The 16148-nt window shown below is 37.1% G+C and carries 16 protein-coding genes; 2 read left to right on the forward strand and 14 right to left on the reverse strand.

What is annotated here, in order from left to right; genetic code table 11:
- Window positions 1-86 precede the first annotated feature (86 nt).
- From tsf to yfmF, 13 genes are all read right to left on the reverse strand, one after another.
- The gene (tsf, locus tag AC3E7H_RS05245; protein WP_490676210.1) at window positions 87-1127 is read right to left on the reverse strand and encodes a translation elongation factor Ts; all 1041 of its coding nucleotides are present in this window, start codon (window positions 1125-1127) and stop codon (window positions 87-89) included.
- A 78-nt stretch (window positions 1128-1205) separates the two neighbouring features.
- Window positions 1206-1988, reverse strand: coding sequence for a 30S ribosomal protein S2 (rpsB, locus tag AC3E7H_RS05250; RefSeq protein ID WP_000268462.1), 783 nt, complete (start codon window positions 1986-1988; stop codon window positions 1206-1208).
- A gap of 435 nt (window positions 1989-2423) precedes the next feature.
- Window positions 2424-3638, reverse strand: coding sequence for an aminoacyltransferase (locus AC3E7H_RS05255; RefSeq protein ID WP_049503297.1), 1215 nt, complete (start codon window positions 3636-3638; stop codon window positions 2424-2426).
- A 195-nt stretch (window positions 3639-3833) separates the two neighbouring features.
- Window positions 3834-5069 (reverse strand): peptidoglycan hydrolase PcsB, encoded by a 1236-nt coding sequence (pcsB, locus tag AC3E7H_RS05260; protein WP_485716733.1) that lies wholly within the window; start codon window positions 5067-5069, stop codon window positions 3834-3836.
- Window positions 5070-5161: 92 nt separating this feature from the next.
- The gene (gene mreD / locus AC3E7H_RS05265; RefSeq protein ID WP_490676211.1) at window positions 5162-5656 is read right to left on the reverse strand and encodes a rod shape-determining protein MreD; all 495 of its coding nucleotides are present in this window, start codon (window positions 5654-5656) and stop codon (window positions 5162-5164) included.
- Window positions 5653-6474, reverse strand: coding sequence for a rod shape-determining protein MreC (gene mreC / locus AC3E7H_RS05270; RefSeq protein ID WP_490676212.1), 822 nt, complete (start codon window positions 6472-6474; stop codon window positions 5653-5655). The genes mreD and mreC overlap by 4 nt, the downstream gene beginning before the upstream one ends.
- Before the next feature lie 21 nt (window positions 6475-6495).
- Window positions 6496-7290: an energy-coupling factor transporter transmembrane component T family protein gene (locus tag AC3E7H_RS05275; RefSeq protein WP_061863872.1), complete on the reverse strand. Its 795-nt coding sequence runs from the start codon at window positions 7288-7290 to the stop codon at window positions 6496-6498.
- Entirely contained in the window at window positions 7283-8122 is an 840-nt protein-coding gene (locus AC3E7H_RS05280; protein WP_490676213.1) for an energy-coupling factor transporter ATPase, read from the reverse strand. The genes AC3E7H_RS05275 and AC3E7H_RS05280 overlap by 8 nt, the downstream gene beginning before the upstream one ends.
- On the reverse strand, window positions 8107-8934 hold the full coding sequence (locus tag AC3E7H_RS05285; RefSeq protein ID WP_490676214.1) for an energy-coupling factor ABC transporter ATP-binding protein: 828 nt from the start codon (window positions 8932-8934) through the stop codon (window positions 8107-8109). Before AC3E7H_RS05285 ends, AC3E7H_RS05280 begins: the two co-directional genes overlap by 16 nt.
- A gap of 2 nt (window positions 8935-8936) precedes the next feature.
- Complete coding sequence (gene pgsA, locus AC3E7H_RS05290; protein ID WP_000711962.1) at window positions 8937-9476, reverse strand: CDP-diacylglycerol--glycerol-3-phosphate 3-phosphatidyltransferase; 540 nt, start codon at window positions 9474-9476, stop codon at window positions 8937-8939.
- 11 nt (window positions 9477-9487) lie between these two features.
- Entirely contained in the window at window positions 9488-10312 is an 825-nt protein-coding gene (rodZ, locus tag AC3E7H_RS05295; RefSeq protein ID WP_001227967.1) for a cytoskeleton protein RodZ, read from the reverse strand.
- Window positions 10313-10349: 37 nt separating this feature from the next.
- Window positions 10350-11633 (reverse strand): EF-P 5-aminopentanol modification-associated protein YfmH, encoded by a 1284-nt coding sequence (gene yfmH, locus AC3E7H_RS05300; protein ID WP_000197955.1) that lies wholly within the window; start codon window positions 11631-11633, stop codon window positions 10350-10352.
- A complete protein-coding gene (yfmF, locus tag AC3E7H_RS05305; RefSeq protein WP_000424581.1) occupies window positions 11630-12880 on the reverse strand; it encodes an EF-P 5-aminopentanol modification-associated protein YfmF in 1251 nt (416 codons plus the stop codon). Before yfmF ends, yfmH begins: the two co-directional genes overlap by 4 nt.
- Window positions 12881-13041: 161 nt before the next feature.
- Here yfmF and yaaA point away from each other — a divergent pair, with 161 nt between their 5' ends.
- Together yaaA and recF are read left to right on the forward strand one after the other, a co-directional pair.
- Entirely contained in the window at window positions 13042-13410 is a 369-nt protein-coding gene (yaaA, locus tag AC3E7H_RS05310; protein ID WP_000455869.1) for a S4 domain-containing protein YaaA, read from the forward strand.
- 2 nt (window positions 13411-13412) lie between these two features.
- Complete coding sequence (gene recF, locus AC3E7H_RS05315; protein WP_000266314.1) at window positions 13413-14504, forward strand: DNA replication/repair protein RecF; 1092 nt, start codon at window positions 13413-13415, stop codon at window positions 14502-14504.
- A gap of 51 nt (window positions 14505-14555) precedes the next feature.
- On the opposite strand, the gene guaB is transcribed toward recF, so the two are convergent.
- Window positions 14556-16034, reverse strand: a complete 1479-nt coding sequence (gene guaB, locus AC3E7H_RS05320; protein WP_000073399.1) for an IMP dehydrogenase — start codon at window positions 16032-16034, stop codon at window positions 14556-14558.
- Window positions 16035-16148 lie beyond the last annotated feature (114 nt).

Genomic DNA, 16148 nt, shown 5'->3' on the forward strand with positions numbered 1-16148 from the left:
TTTTGTTTACCTTTTAAAATAAAAAAAGGATTCCTATGAATCCCCTCTAACAAAAGAAAAGGAAGCAAATTAGCTTCCTTACTTTTTTAGTTATTCAAGGCTGCTGCCATTGTAGCTGCAACTTCTGCTTCAAAGTCGTTTGCAGCTTTTTCGATACCTTCACCAACTTCAAAGCGAGCGAACTCAACTACTGAAGCGTTAACTGATTCAAGGTAAGCTTCAACTGTCTTGCTGTCATCCATGATGTAAACTTGTGCAAGAAGTGTGTATGCTTGGTCAACTTTAGTGTTGTCAAGCAAGAAACGATCCATTTTACCTGGGATGATTTTATCCCAGATTTTTTCTGGTTTGCCTTCTGCAGCCAACTCAGCTTTAATATCAGCTTCAGCTTGAGCAATCACTTCATCAGTCAATTGAGCTTTAGATCCGTATGCCAAGTGTGGAAGAGCTGGTTTGTTAACCATAGCACGGCTTTCGTTATCTTGGTCAATTACGTGATTCAATTGAGCCAACTCATCTTTAACAAATTGCTCATCCAATTCTTTGTATGAAAGAACTGTTGGTTTCATCGCAGCAATATGCATTGAGATTTGTTTAGCAAGTGCTTCGTCTCCACCTTCGATTACAGAGATAACACCGATACGTCCACCGTTGTGTTGGTATGCTCCGAAGTGTTGTGCATCTGTTTTTTCAATCAAAGCAAAGCGACGGAATGAGATTTTTTCTCCGATAGTTGCTGTTGCAGACACATAAGCCGCTTCAAGAGTTTCACCTGAAGGCATTGTCAAAGCAAGAGCTTCTTCGTTGTTAGCTGGTTTTCCTTCTGCAATCGCTTTAGCTGTTGCGTTTACCAACTCAACAAATTGAGCGTTTTTCGCAACGAAGTCAGTTTCAGCATTTACTTCAACAACTGCTGCAACGTTACCGTCAACATAAACACCAGTCAAACCTTCTGCAGCAACACGGTCAGCTTTCTTAGCTGCTTTTGCCATACCTTTTTCGCGAAGCAATTCGATCGCTTTTTCGATATCGCCTTCAACTTCAACCAATGCTTTTTTAGCGTCCATAACACCAGCACCAGATTTTTCACGCAACTCTTTAACAAGTTTAGCTGTAATTTCTGCCATTTTGATTCTCCTATATTTTTTAAAAATAGGAGAGCCGGGCTAAGCCCCGCCCTCCTAGGTAATTACTATTTATATGAATTAAGCGTTGTCGCCTTCTACAACTTCAACGATTTCTTCGATTGAGTCTGCTTGAGCTTCTGAAGCTGCAAATTCTGCTTCAACTGCTGCAACAGCATCTTCACCTTGGCGACCTTCGATGATAGCATCTGCCAATTTAGCTGTAATCAACTTAACTGCGCGGATAGCGTCATCGTTAGCTGGGATGATTACATCGATATCGTCTGGATCTGTGTTTGTGTCAACCATCGCTACAACTGGGATTCCCAATTTTTTAGCTTCTTTAACAGCGATTTGCTCTTTATGTGGGTCAACTACGTACATTACATCTGGAATACGAGGCATATCTTCGATACCACCCAAGAATTTTTCAAGACGTGCACGTTGTTTGTTAAGAAGTGCAACTTCTTTCTTAGGAAGAACTTCAAAAGTTCCATCTTCTTCCATACGTTTGATTTCTTTCAAACGAGCGATACGTTTTTGGATTGTTCCCCAGTTTGTAAGAGTTCCACCCAACCAACGGTGGTTGATGAAGTATTGACCTGAACGTACTGCTTCTTCAGCAACTGCGTCAGCTGCTTGCTTCTTAGTACCAACAAACAATACAACTGCATCGTTAGCTGCAGCATCACGCATGAAGTCGTATGCTTGGTCAGCGTATTTTACAGTTTGTTGCAAGTCGATAACGTGGATTCCGTTACGCTCAGTGAAGATGTACTTAGCCATCTTAGGGTTCCAGCGACGAGTTTGGTGACCAAAGTGTACACCAGCCTCAAGAAGTTGTTTCATTGAAATTACTGCCATGAGTATTTCTCCTTTTTGTTTTTTTCCTCTTCTTGATTTCAGCTTGCAAAACGACCCGAAGGCAACAGCTTCACAATTCATCAAGAATGAGTATTATCGTTTACACGACAAGTTACATTGTATCATAGTTGAGCCTTTTTTTCAAGTAATTTTGCTAGTTTTTCCTTCATAACCTAACTCCCCAACTGAAATTTTAAAAAAATTTATTAACTTTAAATAAAAAAACATCCCAACATAAATTGTTACTGCTAAATGTGCAATAACCGCTTATGTTGAGATTCAGATAAATACAAAATATTTCGAGTTGATAACTTAAATGTTTTGATATGAAAGAATCTACTTTATATTTTTTATAGCAAGTATCATATCTTCATACTCTATGTTATCAAAAAAACAATTACTAAAGATTAAACTTGCCAATAAGTCTTTGACTTTCTACTTGCTACTTCGAAGTTTCTTACGGATTTTATAGGCTATATTAAACAAGAAATACAATGAGCTAGTTGGGTAATTAAACTCACCAGCAAATTCCTCGATAGTGGGATTAAACTTAGATTTAAAATTAAATAACCCACCCTCTAAGTTGTTTTCAATTCCACCCATATTATGAGTCTCTGCCCCGCGTTCAAATGAATGTTGAGCAGTCTCAAACCATGTTGGAATAGCAGGTTGATAATGTCTAAATTCCTCATTCATTCCAGCATATAAGTTCTCAGAAGTTTTCCCAAATTCGATGGTCAAAGTTCCAGACAATGGAACGACACTGTTCCCTCTATCAATATGGCTCTTAAGAAAAGAAATTTCTTCCTCTAATCGTTTTCTCTCTTGCTGATTCTCTTTTATTTTGCCTTCTTTCGTTTTATCAGTGAATTTCTGCGCTATTTTAAGATTTTTTTCCAGTTGCTGCTCAACTTCTTTCAGTCTATTAGGTAAATCTAAATAGCTCAGTGTGATAAAGGAATGATCAGGATAAGTAGTCAATAACTTCTGATAATAATCTTTGCCTCGTAAACTGATATTCTTACGAGACTCTGTTTTCTTCATTAAAAATGAAAATTCATCTAATAAATCAAGTCCACCGAATTTTACTTCCAATCCTTTATTTCTTGCAGTTCGGATTGCCTGTCGAGTAGATTTGGACAGTTGATCCAGCGAGAAGTTTTCTTTATGAATATTAGCTTGAAAACGAGGTTGTATGTTTTCTGCCATATCCTTTGTCAATCCTGTCCAATGAACTTTATTTTTTTGCAATTCCTCAACAATTTCAAAAGTTTTAGAATTTTGAATAGTTTTTTGGTCGATCAGACTTCGACTGATAAAAAGGCTTGGATCAAATTTAACCATTATTGCATTGCTTTTTTTAGCAATTTTTTTCAATGTTAAAATCACAAATTTCAGAAGTTCTTTATCTTCATAATTAATAACTGGGCCTCTTGGAATATAGAACATGGAAAATCCTAATGGAAGAGGCTGAATTAAGATGTTCGCTACTCCAACTAGTTGATTCTCTTTATAAAATCCAACTCTCTCATTCCCCCAAGTATCCTTTATCTTGGCCCAATCACTACTCTGCAATAAATTCCCTTGAGGATGATTTTCTAAAAATAAATCCCACTCTTGAACATCAACATTCATTTTATAAGTAAACATAATTCCAGTACCAACTCTCTTAAAAACATATTATTTCGTTAGATAAACATACTTATCCTAGCTACATATCCGATAATTTTCATCCCATCTTTAATTCCATAATGACAAAAACATTCTGATGAAAATTTTTTATTAATACTATACAAAGGGTGAGATTAATAAAACCTCACCCTAAATTTAATAATAATTAATATATTAGTTTGGATAAATGTATCTTACAGTACCTCTTGATGCTGTCGGATTAAACCAACCACGATAATTTCCGATTGGTTGAGTTCCGCTACCATCATAGTTACATTCTGAAACTTGAATACGAGTTGATGATTCAACTGCAGTAACAACCGCTACATGTCCGTATCCTCCATCATCCCATGAAGCAATTGCACCAACTTGTGGTGTAGAACCTGTACGGAATCCAGCTGCCGCTGCACTAGCTGCCCACTGACCACCATTACCCCAATAATCACCAGCCCATGGAGCCAAGGTCTTAGCCCCCCATGTACATTGACCTGTTGGATAACTTGAAGCGTTTGAACTATAAGTTGGACGTTGAATTACAGTAGTCGCTGCAGGTGTGTAGCTTGAATCATTATCTGATGATGAACTTGATGAACTTGATGAACTTGATGATGAACTTGAAGTTGCTTGTACTTGGGCAACAAAAGTTGTGTTAGCTGAAGCTACAAGTGATTGTTGTTGACTTGCTTGTTTTGCTTTATAAGCTGCTTCTGCCTCTGCCGCTGCTTTAGCTTCTGCCTCTGCTGCTGCTTTTTTCTCTAGCAAGCTAGCTTTTTCGTTTTCTGCTGTAGCTTTTTCAGCTGCAAGATTTAACTCAGCTACTTTCAATTCTGCTTGTTTTGTTGTCAAAGCTTGAGCATCGTCAGCAAGTGTTTGTTGGTTAGCAATGACTGTATTGATTGCTTCGTTGTTTGCAACTTGTTTTTCAGAGATAGCTTTCTTATCTTCTTTTTGTTGTTGCAACATTTTATTGTTTGCTGATACGATTTCACTCATAGCTGCTACACGAGAAATAGCTTCTGTAATTGAGTCCGAGTTAATAATCGTATTGATGTAGCTTGTAGCAGTTCCGTTCGTTTGTGCACTACGAGCTTGGTTTTCAAGTGATTCATTACGTGATACAATATTTTTTGAAAGCTCAGTAATTTCTCCTTCAAGTTTTTTTGATTCTGCTTGAAGTTTTTCGTTCTCAACTTGCAATTTTTCTTGTTCTGCTTGAATTGCTGAAACCTGAGTTTGAATTTCATCTACTTGCTTTTGAGCTTCTTTTTGTTGAGCTGTCAAGCTACTAATTTTGCTATCTTGAGCAGCAATCTTTTCATCTGTTGTATTTGCTTGAACACTTGAAAGAACAGTTCCTTGTGAAACTAATACTGTACTTAACAAAAGTGTTGCTAGGATTTTTTTCTTCATAAGTGTAAGTACTCCTCCTTTTAAGACAATACTAGTATATCAAAAAAAAGGCTTAATAAATATTACGCCTTTATTACAGTTTTATTTCTTTCTTATAGATATATTTTTTCAAAAATAAACTGAAAAACTAACATCAATAGAAAGTTTAGTATCATTGACGGAACTAGACCATAGACGATAAAGACTGTTATGCTTTCAGCAGTTAATCCAATCATTTGCGCTAGAAGAAAACTACCAAATTCAAAAGAGAAAGTCATCATTAAAATAGCTAATAGTCTAGTCCATCTATTTGACAAAATAACTGAGTTGCTTTTATACACTATTGCTCCAATAATCACAAATAGAAGACTAGCGATTCCAATCAAATGGAAGAAATAAATATCGTATATAAGCCCTAGAACTAGGCAATAAGCTAAAAATAGATATTCCGATACTTCAATAGTTTCAAACAACAAGAAGATGAAGATAAAGTGGCTCACAATTTGAAAATGTGGAAAAAAACTATTTACAAATTGCCCTAAATGACTGTCTATTAAGACAACTATAGGCAAGAGTAAAAACATCCCTATCTGCTTCAACAGTCTCATGATGGATTCCCCACTAACTCTACGACTTTTAGATTCATTGGATCAGCATGGAGTTTAACCATAACTTCTCTCGTTAGATAGTCACTACTATGGGTAACTGATACAACATCTCCTACGGGAATATCTGTAGTTTTAAAGTTGCCCAGACCTCCTGTAACTACCTTGTCTCCTTGGCTGATATCACTACTACTATTTAACTGGCTTATTTTAAGCAAGTCTTTTTCTTTGTCGTACCCAATGATAATGCCATATATACTAGTAGAACCGTGTTGGATTTTAACGGAGATTTTCTCCGTATTTTCCGCGTTGGTCAATAAGTTGACCACAGTAGAGTTATCTTCAACCTTTCCCACGCTTCCAATCAGTCCCCCACCAGCAATCACAAGCATATTACTGGTCACACCTTGTTGAGAACCTGAATCAATTGTCAACTCTTGTTTCCAAGTTGCAGGAGTTCTCATGATGACATCAGAAGCAATCAACTTGGTTGCATTCAATTTTGACTTCATATCCAATAACTGACGCAGTTGCTCATTTTCTTCCTTCAGACTGTCTGCTTCATTCGTTTCCTTCTTCATCTGATAGAGTTCTTTTTTGAGAGTTTCATTCTCGTTATAGGTTCTAGTCAAAAGACCTAAATCAGATTTTACGGAAGAAAGCCATTGAAAAGGCTTTTGCACTATTCTATCGACTAACGAAATTCCATCTCCAGCTTTTGTCACAACTGCACTTGATTGTGTTGTTACTAAAAAAACGGATACTACTAATACAACGACAAACAGAACAATGATATATTTTGATTTTTTAAAACGGTTCATACCTCTACCTTATATTACATTCTAAGATTTTAGCAAAAATAGAATTGCACCCAATACACAAACAAATAATAGCGCTATACTGTCTCTGTTCATCCAATTTAACTGTCGATACTGACTGCGGCCATTTCCACCTTGATAGCCTCTAGCTTCCATGGCTGTAGCAAGAGAATCCGCTCGTTTCAAACTTGTAGCGAACAAAGGAATCAAAATAGGAATCATAGCCTTAACCTTTTGAATTACATTACCTTCTCCAAAATCAACACCACGCGCCTTTTGAGCATTCATAATTCGAATCGTATCATCCATCAAGGTTGGCACAAAACGTAAACTCATTGACAACATGAGTCCAATCTCATGAACTGGAACCTTAAATCTTTTTAAAGGTCCAAGCAAGGATTCAACCGCTGTTGCCAAGCTCAATGGCATGGTTGTCAAAGTAAGCAAGGTTGAGAAAAAGATAATCAACACAAAACGACAAAAAATAATTCCTGCCTGCTCAATACCATAGCTTGTGATTTTTATAAACCCCATCTCGAACAAGACGTGACCACCAGAGATAAAGAACAGTTGAAAAAGGGTTGTAAAAGCAATCAGAAAAAACATAGACCGCAAACCTTTTATAAAAAAGGATAAGGGAACTTCTGATAAAATGACAAATATGCCTGTTGCAATGAAGAGTATGAGATTTGTAATTGGATTATTGGCCCAAAAAGCGATGATGATCAATAAAATCATTGCTACTAACTTACTACGAGGATCTAGACGATGAATAATCGAATTTCCTGGTATGTATCGACCTAAAATCATATTATCCATTGATAAACTCCTTAAACTCCTCTATCGTTATCGGCAATTGTTTGAAAGAAATTCCTCTGTCAACTAGCCTTTGAGCAAATCGTGTGATTTTAGGAACACCCAATTGGATTTTTTCCATAAATTCGACATTTTGAAAGACAAGACTTGGCTTCCCACCCTTAACTAGTTTCCCTTTTTCCATCACATAAACTTGGTCAGCAAATTCGGCCACATCATCCATAAGGTGGGTTACTAGAACAATTGTTATGCCATCTTGATGAAGCTTTTTAAACAAGGCCATCAACTCTTTTCGACCAATTGGATCCAAACCAGCTGTTGGTTCGTCTAAGACCAAAATGCTAGGCTCCATCGCCAAAATTCCAGCAATAGCAACCCGCCTCATTTGTCCACCTGAGAGTTCAAATGGACTTCGTTCAAAGAGTGATTCATCGATTCCTACTAAAGCTAGTTTTTCACGCGCGATAGCTTCTGCCTCTTCTACAGAAACTCCAAAATTTTGAGGTCCAAAAGCCACATCTTTTAGGACAGTTTCCTCAAAAATTTGATTCTCTGCAAACTGAAATACCAATCCAACTTGTTTACGAATTTGACGAATTTGCTTATTGACGGATGTTGATGTAATCAATGTATCAAAGACACGAACACTTCCCTTTGTAGGAACCAACAAACCATTTAAGAGTTGTAGAATTGTAGATTTTCCACTTCCTGTATGCCCAATAATCGCAGTATAAGAGCCATCCTCTATTGACAAACTGACATCTGACAAGGCAGCTGAGGCAAAGGGCGTTCCTTCTTGATACGTATAACTAACATTGTCTAGAATAATTCCCATAAAGCCTCCTCAAGCTCCTCCTCGGTCAGGAAGTGCTCTGGTAATTTTAAGCCATTATCACGCAGTGATTGTTTTAATTGATTGACAAAGGGTTGATCTAAGCCAATTTGATCTAAATCTGACCTAGAGAATAATTCTCTAGGAGTGCTTGTTGACTCAACCTCTCCTTTTTTCATCACCAAAACTCTGTCACTCATGGCCACCTCATCCAGATCATGCGTAATGGAGATGACTGTCATCTGATGGTCTTTGCGAATCTTCTGGACTATCTTAATCAACTCTAATCGTCCCTCAGGGTCCAACATACTTGTAGCCTCATCCAAGATTAAAATATCTGGTCGCAGAGCAACAACCCCTGCAATAGCTACTCTCTGTTTCTGACCTCCTGACAAGCGAGCTGGTTCCTTTTTAGCAAATTCAGCCATCCCAACCAATGATAAAGCCTCAGAAACGCGTTTCTTCATCTCTTCAAGTGGGATTCCTTGATTTTCCAGTCCAAAAGCAACATCGTCTTCAACAGTTGCTCCTACGAATTGGTTATCAGGATTTTGAAAGACCATACCAATCTTACGTCTTTTTTCCCAGACATTTTCTGGAGTTAGGCAGTCACCGTCTATCCAAATTTCTCCAGATTCAGCCTCGAGCAAACCATCAATCAAGCGAACTGTCGTTGATTTTCCACTACCATTATGACCAACGATAGACAACCATTCTCCACGTTTCACGTGAAACGAAATGTTATGAACATCATAGTGTTCTTGATCTGCCTGGTATCGAAATGACAGATTCTTAATTTCAATAATCGATTCCATATCTAGCGAAAGGTTCCTTTAAACAAATATGCACTTCCCTTGAAATAATCATAACCAGAATAAACTGTGAAGAACAAGGCAATATAAAGAGTTATCTGACCAAGCACATTCCAGTGAAGCAACAAGAAGATAATCGCAAACATCTGACTAAATGTCTTTATTTTCCCAGGCATTGCAGCAGCTAGAACAGTCCCGCCTGTTTCGACTAAGAGCAGGCGCAACCCGGTAACTGCAAGTTCTCGACAAATAATAACTGCTACCACCCAAGCTGGTGCCATATTTAGCCCAACTAGCATAATAAAGGCTGACATAACTAACAACTTATCTGCCATTGGATCTGCAAATTTCCCAAAATTGCTAACTACCTGCCATTTTCTAGCCAAATATCCATCCAAATAGTCCGTGATGCTAGCAATAGCAAAAATAATTGCTGCTGTTATATGTAATACCGGAGACGGTCCAAATGATAGAAGAAGAACAAAAATGGGAATAAATAAAATTCTACCAATCGTTAGTATGTTAGGAATATTCTCTTTTTTCATATTATCCTTCCTTAATTTGAACTCATTGTCAGTTTAATCCAGCCAGTTTCCCCAGCCAATTTTGAAGTATCGATTTCCTGATTATCGATTTTCACTGTTACTCCTTTAACAACTCCCAATGTAATTGTTACAGGATTGTCTTTCGAAATCGTTGTTTTAGCTGTTTTATTATTAGGTTCGAGAGTCACTCCTCCTGCCAAGTCAGTATTCGAAACACTGATCCAGCTCGTTACATCGGTAACAGAGAATTGAAGCTCAACTGAATCTTTAGAAGTTTTGTATTCTGCTGCTATCGTATCTCCCTGACCAGAAATGATCACAGAAGAGGCATCACTCGAACTTGATGAACTAGTAAATTGGCTACTACTTGATGGCTCACTACTGGAAGTACTTGTTGAACTCACCACACTATAACTTGCTGTAGCTGGCGTAGTTGGTTGGGTTTGAATGTAATTCCACACATAGTAGGTTACAAAAATTAAAATTGATAAAGACAAGAGAACAAAGTAAAACAGCGGGAGAAATGAATTCTTCTTGCGATTAGAACGTCTACGTCCTGAAAGCTCAATCTCATCAACATCTACTTCTTCATAGGTAATCATACTACCTGAATCATAGGCATCTAGAACAATATGTTCATCTAATTCAACTGCCCAAGCATATTTTCTCAAAAAAGATCGAGCATAAAAAGTACTCGGTAGTTTGTCAAAATCATCTGTTTCCAGTGCCTCCAACAAATCCAGTTGAATATCCGTCTTTCTGTGTAATTCCTCCAAGCTCAGTCCTTGGTTAATTCTAGCAAGGCGTAAGACCTCGCCAATTGTTTTTTTTCTCATACTTAACATTCCTTCTTTCTAGTGTATTTTCTAGCGATTATATCGGAAAAATTGTACAATCAACCATGTCGCTATTATCTATCAAATCATGTCCTGCTTCTAGAACATTCTCTAGAGTAATTTCCTGCAAAAGTTTAGGAAGGTCAAACAGGGTCGAACCTGTCTTAGTTGGATGATACTGAGTGGCAATATATTCTAAGAAATCCATACTATGAAGAAATTCTCCATACATCTCAGTTTTTACAATATCCAAGTGATCCTCAGTGACATCCTCATCTTTCATAAAATTACGAATAGCTTTACGAAATTGATGAGAAAGTGCCACAGGTTCCTTTGTATCCATTGTTAATATCACAAAATGGAAACGATGATCCACTTCTATTTCTAGAGACAAGGAAGCATCCAGTTTACCAGACTCATATAATCTTTGAAATCTTTGTGAAGTCCAACCAAACATCATTGTAAACAACAATTTCAATAAAAGATGATAACGATATTGATCTCGATTTCCGATTTCTTTATTCCCTCTAATACCGATCGCTAATTTTGGAGAAGCAACGTCCATCCGTAAACTTTCAGTAGTCTTTACATGATGTAAAGATATTTGTTCTCTTTTAAACTCATATTTTTTTTCTTGCAGATAAGATTTCTTAGCAAAATAATCTTCAAGAAGTTCAAGTTTAAAATTACCGACCAAAAAGATATTACTATTGACAGGTCTGTAAAACTCTTTAAAGTTCTCTTTTAAATCCTCCAAACAAATAGCATCAATAGAGTTTTCACTACCAACAATATCTGAAGCTAAAGGACTTTCTGGATAGAGATTTGCCAAAGTCTTGAAAAATAGACAAGAATCCGGATCATCCTGATACATCTCTCTTTCCTGCTGAATGATATCCTTTTCGCGCTCCACAGATTCTTCAGTCATATTGAAAGTAGTGACAAGTTCTTCTAGCAAATCTAAACACTCTAGAACATTTTCAGAAGTCGAGAAAAGATAGTTAGTGTTCGTAAAGCTCGTAAAGGCATTACTTTCAGCACCCAACTCTGTAAAAGCTGCCATAACATCTCCAGAATCTTCTCTTTCAAAAAGCTTATGTTCTAAGAAATGAGCGATTCCTTGTGGATATTGTTGTAAGTCATTACCATCCACTGTAAACCTTGTGTCAACAGAACCAACTTGGACACTTACAACGCCATAAACCTCGTTAAAGTCCTTTTTAGGTAGTAAAGTAACTGTCAAACCATTTTCTAAGCTAGTTTGATACAAAGTTTCTTTTACAGCAGGATAATATTTCTTTTGAAAAGTAGGTCTGGTCATTCTGCTCCTTCCATAAAATAAATAGCCTGCAACTTAAAACTGTTTGCTGCTTCACAAATTGCTTCTCTATCAACTTGTTCAAGCTTATCGATTAAAATTTTTGTGTCAAGATTCGCCTTCCCAAAAAAAGTTGACAGATAATATTTATCGACAATAGAATCTTGATTATCCTGAGCTAGTAGTAAAGATCTACGAATCATTTGTTTGGTCTGATCAATCTCCTTATCTGTAAACTTGCCATTTTTTATGTCAAGCAACTGATGATTCATCAATTTTCTTACCTTGTTTCGATTTTGCCGATCAATTCCAGCAAACAATCGTAAAAATCCACTAAAGAGATCCAAATGACTTGATACCGTATAGGCCAGTCCTTCTTTTTCTCTCACTTGGGTAAATAGTTTCGAATGAGGAAAGGCTCCTAAAAGACCATTGACAAGAAGCACTGCCATCTGTTCTTCATCACCATATGCCACTGAACTATGGTAGCCCATCTCTAAAACAGACTGTCCTAATCTCTTTCTAACAATACCTTCTCTAAAAATATTAGAATAGGGTTGCTGATATTGAATGTTTACAGCTGATTTACGACCTGTTAAAGGAAATTTATGTAAAAACTCTAAAACTTCAATTTCATTAAAATCACCCAAGAAGAAAATATCTATTTGGTCTTCTTTTAGCATTTTTTGATAGCTTGAAAAACATGTTTTTGAAGTCTCTTCTGAAATTCTAGAAATCAAATCTTTAGGAACTAGCTTCATTGATTCTTCTTGGAAAAACAATTGATCTAACTCTTTATGAGCAAAGAAGAATGGGTCTTCTAATTCTGATTCCAGCCTTGATAAGATCTGTTTTTTCTCGATGTCAAAAGCATTTTTCTCAAATTCATCCTCATCCGACAATGGTGTAAACAGAACCTGATGCAGTAATTCTAAAATTTGAGAAGTTAATACGTTTTTCTTACTTAAAAATTCATCACGCACATAGGTAATATTCAAATCCACAAGATGACTTTGTCCTCTTCGATAGGCGTGCGCTGACAAATCAGTTCCATACAAGGTTGCTAAACGTTTTCTAAACAGTTGAGCAGTTGGATAACTTTGGTTGGCAGTTTCAAGCATACTGGCACTTAACATGCGACTTGAAATTGAATCCAAAGACAATGGAGCTGTGAAACGCACAGTAATTTTATTAGTTTTAAATTTTTTTGATTGGATAAAATGCACTGTAATTCCAGGTACTAACTCCATCTCTTACCTCCTTCTACATAGAGTTCTATTATACCATGAAAAGAGAAAATTTTCTTGTTCTCTTTACCCCTTTTAGAATTAAAATCGCTTTCATTTCTAACGAATTTACCTCTGCCATTTCAAGGTAAAATATGGTATAATACCAAAGATTGAGGTGAACTATGGAATACAAATTATTTGAAGAATTTATCACTCTCCAAGCTCTCTTGAAAGAACTTGGTATTATACACAGTGGCGGAGCTATTAAATCCTTTTTAGCTGAGCATCATGTCTACTTTAATGGGGGATTAGAAAATCGTCGTGGGAAAAAAGTAAGAATCGGAGACTCTATCGACATTCCTGACATGAAAATCCAAATCATTCTGACGCAACCGAGCTTAGAAGAACAGGAAGAATATCTCCAAGAAAAACTTGAGAAAGAACGTGTGGCTAAACTTGTCAAAGAAATGAATAAGACGGTCAAAAAAAAGCCAACAAAAAAGACCCCGAAAGCTAAAACAAAAACTGCACCACGTTTCCCAGGTAGATAAGTATGTGGCTAAAAAACTTATCCATCAAGCAATTTAGAAACTATCAGAATACCGAAATTGAATTTAATCCTAAATTAAATGTATTTGTGGGTCGAAATGCTCAAGGCAAAACTAATCTTCTGGAAAGTATTTACTTTTTAGCTTTAACTAGAAGTCATCGGACAAAGACAGACAAGAATTTAATCCGATTTGAAGAAGAGCAGCTTCAAGTTTCTGGAATTCTTCAAAAACGAACGGCTACTGTACCACTTGAGATTGACTTGACTCCAAAAGGTCGGATTACTAAGGTCAATCACTTAAAGCAAGCTCGGCTATCTGACTATATTGGACACATGAATGTTGTTCTATTTGCACCCGAAGATTTACAACTTGTCAAAGGAGCACCTGCTATCCGACGTAAGTTTATAGATATGGAGCTAGGGCAAATCAAACCCATATACTTGTCAGACTTGTCAAGCTACAACCATGTGCTCAAACAAAGAAATACCTACTTAAAGTCAGCAAATCATATCGACGAAACATTTTTATCTGTTCTCGATGACCAGCTAGTCGACTACGGTTGTCGAGTGATGATTCACAGAGCAGAATTTATCAAAAAAATGGAGTCTTTTGGTCGTGAAAAGCACTTTGATATCTCAGACCAATTGGAAGAGTTGTCAATACGTTATCAACCATCTGTAAACTTCACTGGCAAGGAACATCTAGCAGAATCTTTCTATACAGCACTTCAAAAAAGTAGAGCAAGAGATTTATTTAAAAAGAATACTGGAGTTGGTCCTCATCGGGATGATATGATTTTCTTGATCAACAGTATAGATGCGAGTTTTGGCAGTCAAGGACAGCATCGTAGCCTTGTCCTCTCTATCAAACTAGCTGAAATCGAGTTGATGGAAAACATCACCAAGGAAGCGCCTATTCTTTTACTTGACGATGTTATGAGTGAACTTGACAATAATCGTCAACTTAAATTATTAGAGACTATCTCTCATAACATTCAAACCTTTATTACTACCACTAGTTTAGAGCATCTTCAAAACTTGCCTGATAATCTCAGTGTATTTACAGTAAAAGATGGTCAATTATCTGTAAACTAATATTTACAACATTGTAAATAAAAAATCTCCTGTTCAACAGGAGATTTTTTATTACATTGAGTAGTTTGGTGCTTCATTTGTGATTTGCACGTCGTGTGGATGGCTTTCTTTTAGACCAGCACCTGACATTTCGATAAATTGAGCATTGTCATGCAATTCTTTAAGGTTAGCAGCACCACAGTAACCCATACCAGAACGGATACCACCAATCATTTGGAAGACAATATCAGCTGCTGCACCTTTATAAGCAACACGACCTTCAATTCCTTCTGGAACAAGTTTGTTTGCTTCATTGACAGAACCTTGGAAGTAACGGTCGCTTGAACCCTTCTTCATAGCAGCGATTGAACCCATACCGCGGTATGTCTTGAACTTACGTCCTTGGAAAATTTCAGTTTCACCTGGAGCTTCATCTGTTCCCGCAAACATTGATCCAAGCATTACTGCATTTCCACCAGCAGCAAGAGCTTTTACAATATCTCCAGAATACTTGATTCCACCATCAGCGATGATTGTTTTGCCATATTCACGCGCAACTGCTGCCGCATCATAGATAGCTGTAACTTGTGGAACTCCGACACCTGCGATAACACGAGTTGTACAGATTGAACCTGGCCCAATACCAACTTTAACAACGTCAACTCCTGCGTCATAAAGGGCACGAGCTCCTTCAGCAGTAGCGATATTTCCGGCAATCAATGTACGGTCTGGGAAGTGCGCACGGATTTCAGCGATTTTACGGAGAACCCCTGCAGAGTGACCATGAGCAGTATCGATGACAATTGCATCTGCTCCCGCTTCAAAGAGGGCTTCTGCACGTTCAAATGTGTCAGAAGTAACACCTACCGCACCTGCAACTAGAAGGCGACCAAACTCATCTTTTGCTGCATTTGGGAATTCAATTACTTTTTCAATATCTTTGATTGTGATCAAGCCAGAAAGACGACCTTCTTCATCAACCAAAGGTAGTTTTTCAATACGGTGTTCTTGAAGAATGCTCTCAGCTGTTTTTAAATCTGTACCAACTGGTGCAGTAACCAAGTTTTCGCTAGTCATGTGTTTTGAAATTGGTTGGTTGTAGTCAGAAATAAAGCGAAGATCGCGATTTGTTAGGATACCAACCAATTTACGATTTTCAAGAGTTTCAACCACTGGAACACCACTGATACGGTAACGTCCCATGAGTTCATCTGCTTCTGCAATTGTATGCTCTGGAGTCAAGAAGAATGGATCAATGATAACACCATTTTCAGAACGTTTTACCTTACGAACTTCATCTGCTTGTTGAGCAATTGACATATTTTTATGGATAACTCCAAGACCACCTGCACGAGCAATAGCAATAGCCATTTGGCTTTCTGTTACAGTATCCATGGCTGCTGTAATAATTGGGATATTTAAAGTCAAATTATCTGCCAATTTTGTTGTTAAATCCGCATCATTAGGCAATACATGACTCTCTGCTGGAATAAGCAATACATCATCAAAGGTAAAACCTTTTTTCAAAAATTTAGTGTCCCAATTAGACATTGAAGTTTCCTCTTTTCTTTCTTTTTGAGCTTGACGCTTTTTGTATTGTATCTATCATACCATTCTATGAAAATTTGTCAATTATATTGATAATAGATAATGTAAAAAACTATC

The organism is Streptococcus sp. SCPM-O-B-15304 (M98), from assembly GCF_058200215.1.

Excerpts from the sequence above, each read along its gene's own strand:
- tsf (WP_490676210.1), bottom strand. The coding sequence starts at position 1,127 with ATGGCAGAAATTACAGCTAAACTTGTTAAAGAGTTGCGTGAAAAATCT.
- rpsB (WP_000268462.1), bottom strand. The coding sequence starts at position 1,988 with ATGGCAGTAATTTCAATGAAACAACTTCTTGAGGCTGGTGTACACTTT.
- AC3E7H_RS05255 (WP_049503297.1), bottom strand. The coding sequence starts at position 3,638 with ATGTTTACTTATAAAATGAATGTTGATGTTCAAGAGTGGGATTTATTT.
- pcsB (WP_485716733.1), bottom strand. The coding sequence starts at position 5,069 with ATGAAGAAAAAAATCCTAGCAACACTTTTGTTAAGTACAGTATTAGTT.
- mreD (WP_490676211.1), bottom strand. The coding sequence starts at position 5,656 with ATGAGACTGTTGAAGCAGATAGGGATGTTTTTACTCTTGCCTATAGTT.
- mreC (WP_490676212.1), bottom strand. The coding sequence starts at position 6,474 with ATGAACCGTTTTAAAAAATCAAAATATATCATTGTTCTGTTTGTCGTT.
- AC3E7H_RS05275 (WP_061863872.1), bottom strand. The coding sequence starts at position 7,290 with ATGGATAATATGATTTTAGGTCGATACATACCAGGAAATTCGATTATT.
- AC3E7H_RS05280 (WP_490676213.1), bottom strand. The coding sequence starts at position 8,122 with ATGGGAATTATTCTAGACAATGTTAGTTATACGTATCAAGAAGGAACG.
- AC3E7H_RS05285 (WP_490676214.1), bottom strand. The coding sequence starts at position 8,934 with ATGGAATCGATTATTGAAATTAAGAATCTGTCATTTCGATACCAGGCA.
- pgsA (WP_000711962.1), bottom strand. The coding sequence starts at position 9,476 with ATGAAAAAAGAGAATATTCCTAACATACTAACGATTGGTAGAATTTTA.
- rodZ (WP_001227967.1), bottom strand. The coding sequence starts at position 10,312 with ATGAGAAAAAAAACAATTGGCGAGGTCTTACGCCTTGCTAGAATTAAC.
- yfmH (WP_000197955.1), bottom strand. The coding sequence starts at position 11,633 with ATGACCAGACCTACTTTTCAAAAGAAATATTATCCTGCTGTAAAAGAA.
- yfmF (WP_000424581.1), bottom strand. The coding sequence starts at position 12,880 with ATGGAGTTAGTACCTGGAATTACAGTGCATTTTATCCAATCAAAAAAA.
- yaaA (WP_000455869.1), top strand. The coding sequence starts at position 13,042 with ATGGAATACAAATTATTTGAAGAATTTATCACTCTCCAAGCTCTCTTG.
- recF (WP_000266314.1), top strand. The coding sequence starts at position 13,413 with ATGTGGCTAAAAAACTTATCCATCAAGCAATTTAGAAACTATCAGAAT.
- guaB (WP_000073399.1), bottom strand. The coding sequence starts at position 16,034 with ATGTCTAATTGGGACACTAAATTTTTGAAAAAAGGTTTTACCTTTGAT.